This is a genomic window from Engelhardtia mirabilis, from assembly GCF_007748095.1.
In the GTDB taxonomy this organism is placed as follows: Bacteria; Planctomycetota; UBA1135; order UBA1135.
The window spans coordinates 1,663,307-1,675,681 of sequence record NZ_CP036287.1 but is presented as its reverse complement, the minus strand read 5'-3'; the positions used below and the strand labels follow the sequence as shown (position 1 = coordinate 1,675,681).

General features: G+C 70.5%; 12 protein-coding genes. 5 read left to right on the top strand and 7 right to left on the bottom strand.

Going from position 1 to position 12,375, the window contains the following annotated elements; translation table 11 throughout:
- Positions 1 to 468: 468 nt before the first annotated feature.
- Together Pla133_RS06020 and Pla133_RS06015 are read left to right on the top strand one after the other, a co-directional pair.
- Complete coding sequence (locus Pla133_RS06020; RefSeq protein WP_145063498.1) at positions 469 to 1,032, top strand: cysteine dioxygenase family protein; 564 nt, start codon at positions 469 to 471, stop codon at positions 1,030 to 1,032.
- 301 nt (positions 1,033 to 1,333) lie between these two features.
- On the top strand, positions 1,334 to 1,942 hold the full coding sequence (locus Pla133_RS06015; protein ID WP_145063496.1) for a hypothetical protein: 609 nt from the start codon (positions 1,334 to 1,336) through the stop codon (positions 1,940 to 1,942).
- A gap of 83 nt (positions 1,943 to 2,025) precedes the next feature.
- On the opposite strand, the gene Pla133_RS06010 is transcribed toward Pla133_RS06015, so the two are convergent.
- The 3 genes from Pla133_RS06010 to Pla133_RS06000 all read right to left on the bottom strand — a co-directional run bounded on the left by Pla133_RS06010 (position 2,026) and on the right by Pla133_RS06000 (position 7,056).
- On the bottom strand, positions 2,026 to 4,692 hold the full coding sequence (locus Pla133_RS06010; RefSeq protein ID WP_419192175.1) for a bifunctional serine/threonine-protein kinase/formylglycine-generating enzyme family protein: 2,667 nt from the start codon (positions 4,690 to 4,692) through the stop codon (positions 2,026 to 2,028).
- Positions 4,685 to 5,314, bottom strand: a complete 630-nt coding sequence (locus Pla133_RS06005) for an ECF-type sigma factor (protein ID WP_145063492.1) — start codon at positions 5,312 to 5,314, stop codon at positions 4,685 to 4,687. The genes Pla133_RS06010 and Pla133_RS06005 overlap by 8 nt, the downstream gene beginning before the upstream one ends.
- 236 nt (positions 5,315 to 5,550) lie before the next feature.
- Positions 5,551 to 7,056, bottom strand: a complete 1,506-nt coding sequence (locus tag Pla133_RS06000) for a Kelch repeat-containing protein (protein WP_145063490.1) — start codon at positions 7,054 to 7,056, stop codon at positions 5,551 to 5,553.
- Between the two features lie 445 nt (positions 7,057 to 7,501).
- On the opposite strand from Pla133_RS06000, the gene Pla133_RS05995 reads away from it, so the two are divergent.
- On the top strand, positions 7,502 to 9,112 hold the full coding sequence (locus Pla133_RS05995) for a hypothetical protein (RefSeq protein ID WP_145063488.1): 1,611 nt from the start codon (positions 7,502 to 7,504) through the stop codon (positions 9,110 to 9,112).
- Positions 9,113 to 9,522: 410 nt separating this feature from the next.
- Here the strand turns inward: Pla133_RS05995 and Pla133_RS05990 are convergent, their stop codons facing one another.
- The 4 genes from Pla133_RS05990 to Pla133_RS05980 all read right to left on the bottom strand — a co-directional run bounded on the left by Pla133_RS05990 (position 9,523) and on the right by Pla133_RS05980 (position 11,195).
- Positions 9,523 to 9,933, bottom strand: coding sequence for a hypothetical protein (locus Pla133_RS05990; protein ID WP_145063486.1), 411 nt, complete (start codon positions 9,931 to 9,933; stop codon positions 9,523 to 9,525).
- 219 nt (positions 9,934 to 10,152) lie between these two features.
- Positions 10,153 to 10,644 (bottom strand): M48 metallopeptidase family protein, encoded by a 492-nt coding sequence (locus Pla133_RS05985; protein ID WP_145063484.1) that lies wholly within the window; start codon positions 10,642 to 10,644, stop codon positions 10,153 to 10,155.
- A 173-nt stretch (positions 10,645 to 10,817) separates the two neighbouring features.
- Entirely contained in the window at positions 10,818 to 10,967 is a 150-nt protein-coding gene (locus tag Pla133_RS26005; RefSeq protein ID WP_419192174.1) for a hypothetical protein, read from the bottom strand.
- Between the two features lie 30 nt (positions 10,968 to 10,997).
- On the bottom strand, positions 10,998 to 11,195 hold the full coding sequence (locus tag Pla133_RS05980) for a hypothetical protein (protein WP_145063481.1): 198 nt from the start codon (positions 11,193 to 11,195) through the stop codon (positions 10,998 to 11,000).
- Positions 11,196 to 11,690: 495 nt separating this feature from the next.
- Between Pla133_RS05980 and Pla133_RS05975 the strand changes: the two genes are divergently transcribed.
- On the top strand, positions 11,691 to 11,900 hold the full coding sequence (locus Pla133_RS05975; RefSeq protein ID WP_145063479.1) for a hypothetical protein: 210 nt from the start codon (positions 11,691 to 11,693) through the stop codon (positions 11,898 to 11,900).
- Positions 11,901 to 11,902: 2 nt separating this feature from the next.
- Positions 11,903 to 12,367, top strand: coding sequence for a hypothetical protein (locus Pla133_RS05970; RefSeq protein WP_145063477.1), 465 nt, complete (start codon positions 11,903 to 11,905; stop codon positions 12,365 to 12,367).
- Positions 12,368 to 12,375 lie beyond the last annotated feature (8 nt).

The window sequence follows — 12,375 nt, the reverse complement described above, 5'->3', positions numbered from 1 at the left end:
ACGCCGGCAGCTCCCCGATCTCCGACCCCGACGAGACGGGCTCGAGGGTCCCCGAGAGCAGCAGCGCTCCTGACGCCGGTCGAGCAATGGCTCGGCTCGCGACGCCCACGCGCCGACGTCAGCCCGGCCCGCTCGGAGGCCGAGCCGACCGCGGACGGCCCCCGGGCCCGCCGCGTCGGACGGTGCTCCATCCTGAACGAGGGCCGAGTCCTCCCTTCCTCGGCAGCGAGTGGGCAGCCGGTCCCGGCAGACCGAAGTCGGTCGAGCGGCAGACGGCGAGCACCCGGGCTGCCCGTCGCCAGGGGGGGCCGCGCCCAGCCAGCAGCGCGGGGGCCGGCGCCGTGCCGTCCCGGGCCAGCAGCCCCTCACGTGAGCGTCCGAACGGCGCCGGCGATTCGCCCGCGCGACCGTTGACGATCGCACGGACTGCGCCGGAGGATCCAGCGCCGCCGCAACACGACAACCGACATGGATCCGGAACTCACTCGCTACTTCGACCGCATCGCCGAGATCGGCGCTGCGCACCGCTCGCCCAGGTCCACGGTCCGCGCCGTCGAGGAGGCGATGCGTGAGCTGCTGGCGAGAGGCTTCGTCCTCGACCAGCGCGTGCGCGCCCCCGACGGTGCTCGGCACGGTCGACACCTGCTGTACGAGGATCCCGGCAGCGGCATCGTCGTGATCGTCATGGCCTGGCCGCCGGGCGGGGACAGCCTCCCCCACGACCACGGCACCTGGGGCACGGTCGCGGTCGTCGAGGGCGCGCTGCAGGTCACGACCTACGACCGCCTGGACGACGGCTGCGACCCCGATCGCGCGGAGTTGGCGCCGACCTGCTCGTTGCGCGCCGAACAGGGCGCGGTGACGAGCGTGCTTCCGCCGCACGACGAGTACCACCGCATCGAGAACCCGACCGACGCGTTGACGCTGTCGCTGCACACCTACGGACGCGACATCGAGAGCTGCCACACGTTCGATCCGGAGTCGAGCGTCGTCGTTGAGGTTCGGCCCAGCTACACGACCCGGCCCCGATGAGGGAGGGAGCACCGCGATCATCGCCGCGGCGAAGGCCAGAGCCGGGCAGGAGGCTCGCAATCGATCCCCCTGGCCAGCTCGATCCGAGCCCGACGAGGGTCTCTCGACCGCCCCCTCCGGGGCCAGATCGCTCGCCAGCCTCGCGACTCCGACCCCAGGGCTCGATCCTGATTCCGCGGAGGGCTACTCATGGCGAGATGGGGAGGGACGCCCGCAGACGACGCAGCCCGATGCCACGACCGACGCACCCGAGCCGACCGTCGCGCTCGGCCCCCGCGCTCGATGGGTCGGCCCCGGCGCCTTGGCCCTGGCCACCCTCGTCTACGTCGTCGCGCTGGCGTTCGAAGCTCGCGCCGCGTCGATCCGGCCGGCGCTGAGTGAATCCTTCGACGGAAGCGGGGCAGCGGCCTTCTCTTCGGCCGAGTTCGTGGCCCACGTGGAATGGCGAGTGGCGGTCTTCCTGCTGATCGGCGGTTGCGCCGCGGCCTGCCTGGTGGCCTCGACCTCGATCGCGGCCGCGGTCCGGCAGGCCCCGTGGCAGGTGGGCTCGATGGGCGCCCTGGTCAGCTTCATGACCGAGTCGGCCTACACCTGGCTCCTCGCGCTCATGAACGGCGTCGATGGGAGCGGCGCAGCAGGGCTCGACGGCCTCGTGGCCGCAGGCACCCTGTCGGCCGGAGCCTACTACTCGCTGATGTTCGCCGCGATCTACCTCCCCGCCGCCGCTGCGCTCGAGGTCGTCGGCCGCCGCCTCGGTGCTGCCGCCAGCGCGGCAGCGGACGACCCCGACGCCTGGCTCGAGCGCAATGGACTCTCCATCTCTTGGTCGGGTCAGCTCGCGCGCCTGGGGACCCTGCTCGCGCCCCTAGCGTCGTCGGCCGTGGTCGGCGTCTTCAGCTCCGGCGTGTAGCGGCCACGCGGCCCCGAATGGACGGGAGCGTCTCCGGCTCGCCCGACGGCGTCTGCGGCGATCGCGAGGATCGCCCACCGACGTCAACCGTCGGCCACAATCGACATCGCCGGCCTCAACCCGAGCGTGCCCATGGCGAAGTCCGGCATGTTCCCCAGCTCGCGGAAGGCCGAGCGGGCCGCGTGGGTCCCCATCCGGTTGCAGCCTCCGCGAGCGCGGCGCGGGACACGGCTCAGATCCACGCCGGATCCCGCTTCCACCGGGAAGGCCAGGCTCGAGGTCCATTCGAGGACGTTCCCGGTCACCTCGTGCAGTCCGAAGCCGTTGGGCGACGAGCGCCAGACCGGAGCAGTCCCGACGTCTTCGTCGTCCCAGGGTGCGGGATGCGAGCTGCTCGCCCAATACGGCCACAGCGCGGCTGTCCTGCTGTCGAGCAGGTTGGTTCGACCCTCGAGGGAGCCCTCCTCGTCGCCGGTCCACCAGGGCGAATCCGTGCCTCCGCGCGCTGCGTACTCCCACTGCTGCTCGTCGGGAAGCTCGAGTCCGAGGCGAGCCGTCACCCGATCACAGTCGTTCCAACTGACCCACTGGGCCGGCCGCTCGGCCGCCTGCGGGCCGTTGGCCTCGCTGAGACTCCTTTGATCGCCAGTGAAGCGGGCCCACTGCCCGCGAGTCATCTCGTACTTCGACATGAAGAACGGCGCGAGCTCGACCTCTCGCACGGGGCTCTCGCCGGGGTTGGCCTGGGGGTCGTAGTTGGGCAACTCGGGGTCCTCCCGCTGCGCCCCCGCCCAGAAGGTGCCGCCACGCAGCAACACGAGGACGAGCCCGGTCTCTGCATCGATCTCGAGCACGCCGTCCTCGCCGCGCGTCGGCGCTGCGCCGGTCAACAGGTGCGCGAACTCCCAGAGACCGGATCGCGGATCGCGACCGATCGGCAAGAGCCCCGGCTGCGGCTGGAGCTCGAGTCCCGGGTAGTCCAAGAGAATCTCGGGCAGCGCGGCCTCCCAGGCGGCTGCGACCTCGCCACCTGGAGCCAGGCTGGCCTCGATCAGCCCCGCGTAGGCGATCCGCTGCGGGACGCTCCAGCCGTGCGGGCCTGGCGCCTCGACCTCACTGCGCGGACGGTCATCAAGCAGTTCGCTCTCGAGCACCTCCAGCCCGCTCACGAGGTCCGCGAGCATGTCGTGGAGGAGCTGGTCGTCGTAGCTCTGAAAGCCCCAATCGCGCCGGTCACCCTCGGGCTCGCTCGCCGGAAGCGCGCGCGCCCGAATCGTCTCCAGCGCGCGCACGTGGCGATCGCGGCGGTTTGCGAGGGCACGGGCCTGATCGACCCACGCTCCCATCTCCTCGACACGCCCCCCGCCGGGATAGGGCGGCCAGAGCTCGTCATCCGCTCGATCGACCAGCTGGGCCAGCACGCGCGCATCCTCCAGCTCCAGCAGCTGCCGGCCCTTCGCCGCCGCCTCCAGCCGGCCACTGACGAAGCCGAAGGCCCCGACGCCGATCGCGGCGGCCACCACCACACCCGCCGAGACGCCCGCGCGGTGGCGACGCACGTACTTGCGCGCGCGGTACAGGGCCCCGGCGGAAGTCGCGACCACGGGCTCGTGGGCGAGGTACCGCCGCAGGTCGTCCGCCAACTCGCCCACCGACTGGTAGCGCCGGCCGGGTTCCTTCTCCAGGGCGCGGAGGCAGATGTGGTCCAGATCCCCCGCGAGCTGGCGGATCAGCGCGTGCCCGTCGGTGCCACGCAGCGGCCCGGCAGCCGTCGCCGTGTCCGTCTGGCGGCGCAGGCGCGTGCTCGGCGTCGGCGGATCGTCCTCCCGAATCCGCCGCTGGAGGTCGGACAGGGGCACGTCTCCCGCGCTGGTCAGCTCGAATGGACGCAGGCCACTGAGCAGCTCGTAGAGCACGACTCCCAAGGAGTAGACGTCCGAGCGGGTGTCGATCTCCGCCGAGCCCGGGTCGGCCTGCTCCGGGCTCATGTAGTCCAGCGTCCCGACGACCCGACCGAGCTGGGTCTGCAGGGTGCGCTCCGCGAGCCGGCCCGTCGTCGCGCGGGCGATGCCGAAGTCGATCACCTTCGGGACCGGAACTCCGTCCTCGGTCGCCACCAGGAGGTTCGACGGCTTCAGGTCCCGATGGATGATGCCCCGCTGGTGCGCGTGGCGAACGCCCTCGCAGACGTCGAGGAACAGCTCGATGCGCGCCCGGGTCGAGAGGCGCCGACGGTCGCAGTAGCCCGTGATCGGCTCCCCGTCGATGAGCTCCATCGCGAAGTACGGACGACCCTGATCGGTCGCGCCGCCGTCGTAGACGCACGCGACGTTGGGGTGCGACATCCGCGCCAGCGCCTGGCGCTCGGCCTCGAACCGCGCCAGGACCTCGACCGAGTTCAGGCCCGGCTTGATGACCTTGAGCGCCACGCGGCGGACGATGGGGCTCAGGCGCTCCGCGGCGTAGACCTCCCCCATTCCCCCGTCGCCGATCAAATCGCCCAGCCGATAGGGCCCGACGCTCGAGCCGCTCAGGGCCCCGACCGACGGAGCGCCGCCGCTCCGCATGCGCTCGAGCACGTCCTCCCCATCCAGTGTGGCGATCAGCTTCTCCAGCTCCCCGCGCAGTTGGGGTCGCGAACCGCACTCCCGCTCGATCAGGTCCTCGCGCTCGGAGAGGGTCAACTCCGCCGCGACGTCGAACAGCTCGACCAGTCGCTCGCGATCCTGTGCGTCCAGGGGGTCAGTCACGGCGCGGCACCTGATCGAGATCGACGCCCGGACGACCATCGGGATCGCTCAGGTGCGCGTTCAGCCAAGCCTTCGCGAAGCGCCAGTCGCGCTCGACCGTGCGGGTCGAGCGCCCCAGGACTTCAGCGACCTCGGCGGACGAGAGCCCACCGAAGAAGGACAAGGTCACGACCTCGGCCTGCCGTGGATAGCCGGCCTCGAGCTCCTGCAACGCATCTTCCACCGCGAGGTCGTCCAGGCTCGGCCCGCGGTGCCCAGGCTCCAGGTCGACGTCCGCGTCGAGCCGCCGCAGGTGCCCGCCGCGCTTGAGGCTGCCCTTGCGCTGGAGATGGTCGGCGAGCAGATCCCGCATGGCTCGCGCCGCCGCCCCGAAGAAGTGCGCGCGGCCCTGCCAGCCGGGATCCGCCGTGCCAACGAGCTCCAGGTAGGCCTCGTGGACGAGCGCCGTCGCCTGCAGCGTCTGGCCCGGGGAGAGCTTGGCCAACCGCGAGGCGGCCAGCCGCCGCAGCTCGCCATAGACCAGCGGCAGCAGCTCCTGGGCGGCCTCACGCTCGCCGTTGTCGAGGGCGCCGACCAAGCGGGTCAGGTCCCGTCGGGGCTGCGGACTGCGCGGATCGGACATCGCTCCCAGTCTTGAGTGCGAAGCGAGGTTCACGCAAGCGGATCTCCAGCTCGATGGCTGCCGCCGGACCGTGTTGGACCGAGCGCGCCGCCGAACCACGCCGCCGCCGCCCGGGCACGCGCCCGGGCGGCTAGCCTGAGTTCCCGACCGGCCGGCCGGCGCCACCGCGAACTGGAGCTGGGCGAGATCACCCGAGGCCGGGAGCTGGGCTGCGAAGCTCGACACGGCGACAGACCTCAGAAGGTACCGATCGTGATGTCGAGGGCGTTGGTCAGCCCGACGACCAACGCGGCGTCGATCGAACCGCCCTGGGTGCAGAGCACCGTGCCCGCCAAGCCGCAGTCGGCCGGGATCTCGAAGCCGAAGGGCTCACCGGGCGCACCCGTGACGATCGAGATCGGCGCCGCGCCGCACAGCAGGGTGCCCAGCGGCGAGGGCACATCCGACGGCGTCAGTCCGATCGCCACGAAGTCGAGCACGGCGCCCGGGAGGAAGCTGCTGTGGTCGATCACGGGGTCCCAAGTCTCCGCGACCACCGGAGCGCTCGTGGTGCCAGGCAGCAGCGCCGCGGGATTCGGCGGCGTCCCGAGACGCACGGTCTCGAGCGCCCCGACCGGCGTGCAGGGGGTGTAGATGTCGACGGCGTCGCTCGCCGTCGCCGGCACCTGCGGACCCGGGCTGCCCCCGGCGAAGACCGCGCGGCCGTGGGCCACGCCGCGGGCGGCCTCGTGGCGACGCTCCGAGAGCTGGGCCGGCCACAGCCAGGACTCGCTCCCGACGTCGTAGATCTCGACCAGGTCGGTGCCTCCGGCGTTGGCGGGGAGACCTCCGGCGAACAGCACGCGGCCGCCGACTCCGGCCACGGAGATGGAGTCGCGCGGAAGGACGAGCGTCAGGGTCGACCAGCTGTCGGACTGGGCGTCGTAGACGTCGACCACCGAAGACATGATGGCCGGCATGAACGCCGAGACGACTCCGCCGGCGAAGTACGCCCGATGGCCGACCCGCGCGGCCGCGTGGAGGCCGAGCGATCGCGCCTGGGAGAGCGACTGGGTGGACCACGTTCCGGTGGCGCCGTCGTAGATGTCGACCGTGGCCGAGAACCCGACACCGGGCACCCGCCCACCTGCGAACAGGGCCACTCCGTCGACGGAGACGGCGGCGATGCCTTGGCGTGCCGAGGAGAGGTCGGTCGTCGACCACGCAGCGGCGTCGCTGGGCGGCCCCACGCTGCTGTCGTAGACGTCGACCAGGGTCGTCACGCCATCCTCGGCCCGGCCGCCAGCGAAGAGCGCTCGATCTCCGACGGTCACGGCCGAGATTCCGCTGCGCGCCTTCGAGAGTTGGACGGTCGACCACGCGGCCGGCGAGCTCGGCGGTCCGACCGAGGCGTCGTAGATGTCGACCACATCGCTCGACAGGACCACGTTGCCGCCACCGGCGAAGAAGACGAGTTGGCCGACGGTCGTGGCCGCGACCTCACCCCTCGCGCTCGAGAGCTGAGCGACGGACCAGGCCCCCGTCGCCGCGTCGTAGATGTCCACGACGTCGCTGCCCACGATGTGCCCCCCACCCGACCAGTCGAGCAGGCCGCCGCCGAAGAAGATCAGGTCCCCCAGGGCGGCACTGGCCACGGCAGCGCGATCGACCGAGAGCCCGCTGGAGGTCCACTGGGCCGGTGCCTGGGGGGCGAGGAGGAGCAGGAGGCCGAGGGCGGCGACGCTGGGGGGCAGGAGTCTCACGGAGTCTCTTTCGAAGTGGGGTTGGGCTCGGCGCGCCGTCAGCCGTCGGGACCTGTTCCGCGAGGGGCCGGGCGCGTCCAAGGGTCCATCCCGATTCGCGTGCCAGTTGCCGACACGATTCTCTCGGATAAGGCGGATTCGAGGCGGAGAAGCCTTGGGAGTACGGGGGAGGGCTGGGTGAGGTCGCGTCGAGGGACCGTCAGAGGAGTTCGAGCAAACGCCGGGGACTCGTCCTTGGACCGTCGTCGAGGTAGCGGTCAAGGCACACTCGCCCAGAGCCGGCTGCCTGTGGCCCCCCTCGCCACCGCGGGGACGGACGCCCCATCGAGCAGGCCTGCCGGGCACACCCCCAGCGGTCCAGAAGGGGAGCTACGATCCTCGCGCCGCCTCGCCGCCGATGCCTGCGCTGGGTCGCGGATGACCCCCCTCGGAGCCTGACCCCCCAATGCATCGTTCCTGCACCTCGCTCGCAATCTGCGCCTCGATCGCCGTGGCGCTCGCGGCCCCCGCCTCGGGGCAGCTCATGCACGGCTACCTCGGGGTCCCCAACGAGGCGCCCTCGGCAGAGTACGGCGGAGGCTTCTCGATGTACGTCGCGGCCTGGCCGCTCTTGGAAGAGTGGCCCGGCAATCGCTTCCAGACCGGGCTGTTCGGCACCTGGATGTTCGCCCAGAAGCCCGAGCGCGAGCTCGAGGGCAAGCTGTACTCCGACATCGAGGGCGGCCTCGGCTGGTGGCGCGACACGCGCTTCGCGACGGCTACGCCCAAATTCATCATGGGTGGCGTGACCCTGAACTTCGCGACCTGGGCCAACGGACCGGGCGCCGGCAAGGGACGGGACTGGGACGAGCCGCGGGGTAAGTACGGGGTGGCTCAGCTCAGCCCCTGGGTGATCTGGCCGCCCGACGGCCTGAACCTGGCCCAGGGGACCTGCGGCGAGCTCTTCGGCTACGGCTACCTGCCGCTGCCGCTGACCGAGCCGAAGGCGACGACCGCCGGACATCCGGTCCCGACCGGCGACCAGAGCTGGACGCTCTTCTTGAACACGGCCAACTTCAAGGGGCCGGTGGCGTTCTTCACGCCCTACTTCTTCTCCCAGCACACGATCGATCGCCCGGACCTCGCCGGCATCTTCCTCGACGCGATGCCGTCCGATCCGGGCCGGGCGCTGCAGATGGAGACCCAGTACATCCCGGCGACCCTGGAACTCGATCGACGCGAGCGGGCCTACGCGCGCTCGGCGCCGACTCGCTTCCCGCTCAACGGGGACGACGCGTCGGTCCTCGTCCATCGCATCACGTCGTACAAGCGGCTCGCCCTCTGGGATGCGGTCGAGACCTGGTTCGACGGCGGCGAGCCGGCCTCCGGGGCGATCGCGCCCGAGGCGGGGAGGCTCCACACCATTCCCGGCCACGGCTGGTCGACCTGGAAGATCCACGCGGACGACACGCCGAACGAAGAGCAGCGGACGATCGCGTGGAGCTCCTTCGCCGAGCCGGTCGCCCTGGACGACCACACCTTCGGCTACCGCTGGTCGCAGGAGTGGGTCGCTCGACCGAAGCAGCAGAAGGACGCCCCCCTGTTCACCCTGCCGGAGTTCTTCGAGCTCGAGGACGGCGATGGCGGGCCGATCTGGAACCCGGTTCGCCGCAACGCCGTGCCCGTGCGGCGCGACCTGGAGCGTGCCTCCTTCGTGCCGACAGAGGCCCACGATCCCGCCCCGTACACCACGCCCGAGGACGGTTGTTGGTCGGAGCCCGGCCCCGTGGCGGGGCCGTTCGAGGCGGAGCTCGGAGACGGGAGCGTGGTGACGTACCACTGGTACCGCTTCGCCGACCAGCCCGCACTGCTGAACGCGGACCTGTCCGACGAGGAGCGCGAGCAGCTCCAGGACCGAGTCGAACTCCTCCACCGCGCCTGGACGCGGGACCGCGAGTACCTGCCGCCGCCCGACCTCGGCGAGCTGGCATCGCTCGATCCCGCGCTGATCGTCGAGCCGCCGAAGGGCCTCGAGGTCGGCTACGTGCCGATCGTCACGCGGCAGGGCAGGCGCTGAGGAAGCCCTTGTAGGTCGCTGCGCCCGATCCCGGCGGCTGCGACACGGTCGAGCTCGCGCTCGAATCGAGCGCTGCCGTACTCCCCTGGTGTCCTGGATCAGAAATTCGGCGTCACTTCCCGGGCTCCGATCGCCGCTGGCGTCGCCAGCGCCTCCTCCGAGAATCGCAGCGGATACGCGTCGTCGGCGCGCCTAGTGTCCTGGATCAGAAATTCGGCGTCACTTCCCGGGCTCCGATCGCCGCTGGCGTCGTTGCGCCTCCTCCGAGTATCGCAGCGGATACGCGTCGTCGGCGCGCCTAGCCAGCATCGATCGGACCTCCGGGAAGTGACGCCGAATTTCTGATCCAGGACACTAGCCAGCATCGATCGGACCTCCGGGCAGTGACGCCGAATTTCCGATCCAGGACACTAGGCAGCGGCGCGCCGCCGGACCTCCATCCGGCCGGCCAGCCAGGCCACCACCAGGTACAGCGGCAGCTCGACGGACAACCAGGACGGTCCGTCGACGGTCATCATGTTCGCGACGCCGGCCGCCAGCGAGAGCGCGCCGACGATCATCGCGAGCGCCATCGGTCGTGAAGCACCCAGCCGCGCGGCCGTCCACGCCCCTACGAAGGACTGGCCGAGGTGCGCCGCCAACACGACGAGAAAGGCCGTAGCCGGCAGTGTGCCGAGGTACGCGTTGAACTGCTCGGGGTCCTGCATGCTCGTGCCCTCGGGCATGGGATAGAGCACGTAGACGTTCAGCAAGACGAGCGCCATGTTCACGGCCATGCCTGCGACGAGGCCGATGACGACAGCGAGGATGTTTCGGATCATTGGGCGTGAGTCTCCTTCGAATCCGCGGCCGACTCGAGCAAGGGCCGGCGCGCGACGGACGATCGCTGGACTCGTTACGCCCACTGCGACCTTCGGCAGGCCGTGATCCTAGTGTCCTGGATCAGCAATTCGGCGTCACTTCCCGGGCTCCGATCGCCGCTGGCGACGCCAGCGGCGATCGGAGCCCCGGCAGTGACGCCGAATTGCTGATCCAGGACACTAGGCCCACTCACTCGCGGTCAGGAAGAGACGCAGGTCGAGCTCGAGCTGGTGGTACTCCGGCTCCATGTGCTCGCACAGACGGTAGAAGGCGCGGTCGTGCTCGCCGTGCTTCATGTGCGCCAACTCGTGCACGACGATCATCCGCAGGAACTCGGGCGGCGTGTCCTTGAACAGGCTCGCCACCTGGATCGAGCGGCGCTTGCGGAGCTTGGCGCCCTGGACTCGCGTACTCGTGGTGTGGAGGCCCAGCGCTCCGTGGATCACGTGGAGTCGGTCGTCGAACTGCACCTGCCCCAGTGGCGCGGAGGTCTTCATGTGGCGCGCCTTGAGCTCCTGGACGTAGACCTGGAGCGCCTTGTTCGAGCGCACGTCGTGCCGATCGGGATAGCGCGCGCGCAGTCGGTCGGCCAGCTCCCCCGCCTCGAGCAGCTCGAGGGCCTGGGTTCGCAGCGACTCCGAGTAGCCCGCCAAGTACGGCAGTGAGGTCATTGGGATGCAGGTTAACCCCAAGGACATCGGCCCGCCCGCAGGCGACGCTCGGAAGCCAGCTCCACCGACTTCGGATCCGGCGTCCGCCGCCCGCAGTTCGCCCCTGATCGAGAAGGAGCGGCGGCGCCAAGCACCGCCGCTCCCTCTGGTGCGAACTCGAGCCCCGTCGGCTCTCAGCCCGCCGTCTTGACCTCGCTGAACTCGATCTCGTTCGCGGTCAGCACCTCGCGGACCGCGTCCACGGAGAAGTCATCGGGGTTGGCCACGAGGATCTCGATCTGATCCTCGAAGTAGACGTCGATCGCACCGGTTTCGTTCATCAAGGCCGCACGGACCTTGCCAGCGGTGACCGCTCATGTCACTCCGGTGTCGACCGTCACGACCCCGCGCGCCCGCGGTCGTTGGACGTACTCCAGGGACTCGAGCTGCATGCCGCGGTCCTCGAAGGCGGCAGCGATGGCCGCCTGGTCCAGGTCGCTCCCGGGTTCGAGGACGAAGACGGCGCGGGCGCCGCTCATGTGGAGTCGATCGATGCCTTCGACGCTGTTCATGGCCGCACGGGCCTTGACTCCAGCGCTTCAGGCGCCGCCGGTGGCTTCGACGACGTAGACCAGCTCCTTGGAGTGGCCAGTGCTCAGGGCGGCGCAGGATGCGACCAGCATCGCGCCTAGGACGATCAGAGGGTTTCGCATGGATGGGGACGCTTCGATTCGGGGGACGGGGACGGCGACTCAGGCCGCCCTGATTCGAGCCAAGTAGTCCACAGCTGCCTCGTGATCCACCCCCTGTGATCGGAACTCGAGTCGGGACCCCCGCTCTCGTTCCGGGCCGGAACCAGCTGGCGTGCGCGGGCATCCACGGCAGTGGCCCACCGCGCTGGCCCCTCGGGGGACGTGCCCCCTTCAGGGAATGGCCTCGGGAGGGGGCGCAGCCCACCCCGATCGCCGCTGGAAGCCCTGGGGCGAGCCCGTTCTCCTGGACTCCGGCTCTCTACAAGACCGCAATCGCCCTTCGGCTGGGCCGAGAGTACTCCCAAGCCCTTCCCCTTGCAGACAAGCCTCACTTCGACTTCAACCTTCCCGCTCGCCTGCGCCGACACCGCTCTGCCGGCCTCGGCTCAGACCACCAGGACCGTCGACGATGACGGACAGGCCGACTTCACTTCGGTAGCTGCCGCGGTCGCGTTCGTCTCGTCGGGCAACATGCTGCTGATCGAACCGGGTGCCCAAGCGCGCACCACGATCGACGACAACTGAGCTTGATCGGCAACCCTGCTGGCCCGCGTCCGGCGCTCGGCGACATGGTGATCCAGGACATCCCGCGCTTCGACCTGGCCCACCTGAGCCCCGACTCGGTCAAGCCCCAGGCCATCCCCGGCCGGTCCCAGATCGACGACTGCGATGTATCGGACGTGAACCTCGACGGCGCCCTGAACACCTTCGACGTCGATCAATTGGTCATCTTCCGGTCGAACATCACGGTCCACGAGGTCATCAATGCCGACGCGGCCCACGTCGAAGGCGCGTCGCGGGTAGTGTTCGTGGATTGCTTGATCGAGGGCGGCCCGGCCCAACCGGACGGGGCTTCCGCCATGGGCGGCTGGGGTGGAGATGCGCTCGAAGTCACCGGGCAGAGCAAGGTGACCTTGGCGGGCACGACCGTCCGGGGAGGCACGGGCCAAGAGGTGGTCGGGTCTTCGGAGCCAGCTGAGGGCCGGGATTAGCCATGCCG

Bases quoted from the DNA above. Each gene is read 5' to 3' on its own strand.
- Pla133_RS05990 (WP_145063486.1), bottom strand. From the start codon at position 9,933: ATGATCCGAAACATCCTCGCTGTCGTCATCGGCCTCGTCGCAGGCATG.
- Pla133_RS05985 (WP_145063484.1), bottom strand. From the start codon at position 10,644: ATGACCTCACTGCCGTACTTGGCGGGCTACTCGGAGTCGCTGCGAACC.
- Pla133_RS05980 (WP_145063481.1), bottom strand. From the start codon at position 11,195: ATGAACAGCGTCGAAGGCATCGATCGACTCCACATGAGCGGCGCCCGC.
- Pla133_RS06005 (WP_145063492.1), bottom strand. From the start codon at position 5,314: ATGTCCGATCCGCGCAGTCCGCAGCCCCGACGGGACCTGACCCGCTTG.
- Pla133_RS05995 (WP_145063488.1), top strand. From the start codon at position 7,502: ATGCATCGTTCCTGCACCTCGCTCGCAATCTGCGCCTCGATCGCCGTG.
- Pla133_RS06020 (WP_145063498.1), top strand. From the start codon at position 469: ATGGATCCGGAACTCACTCGCTACTTCGACCGCATCGCCGAGATCGGC.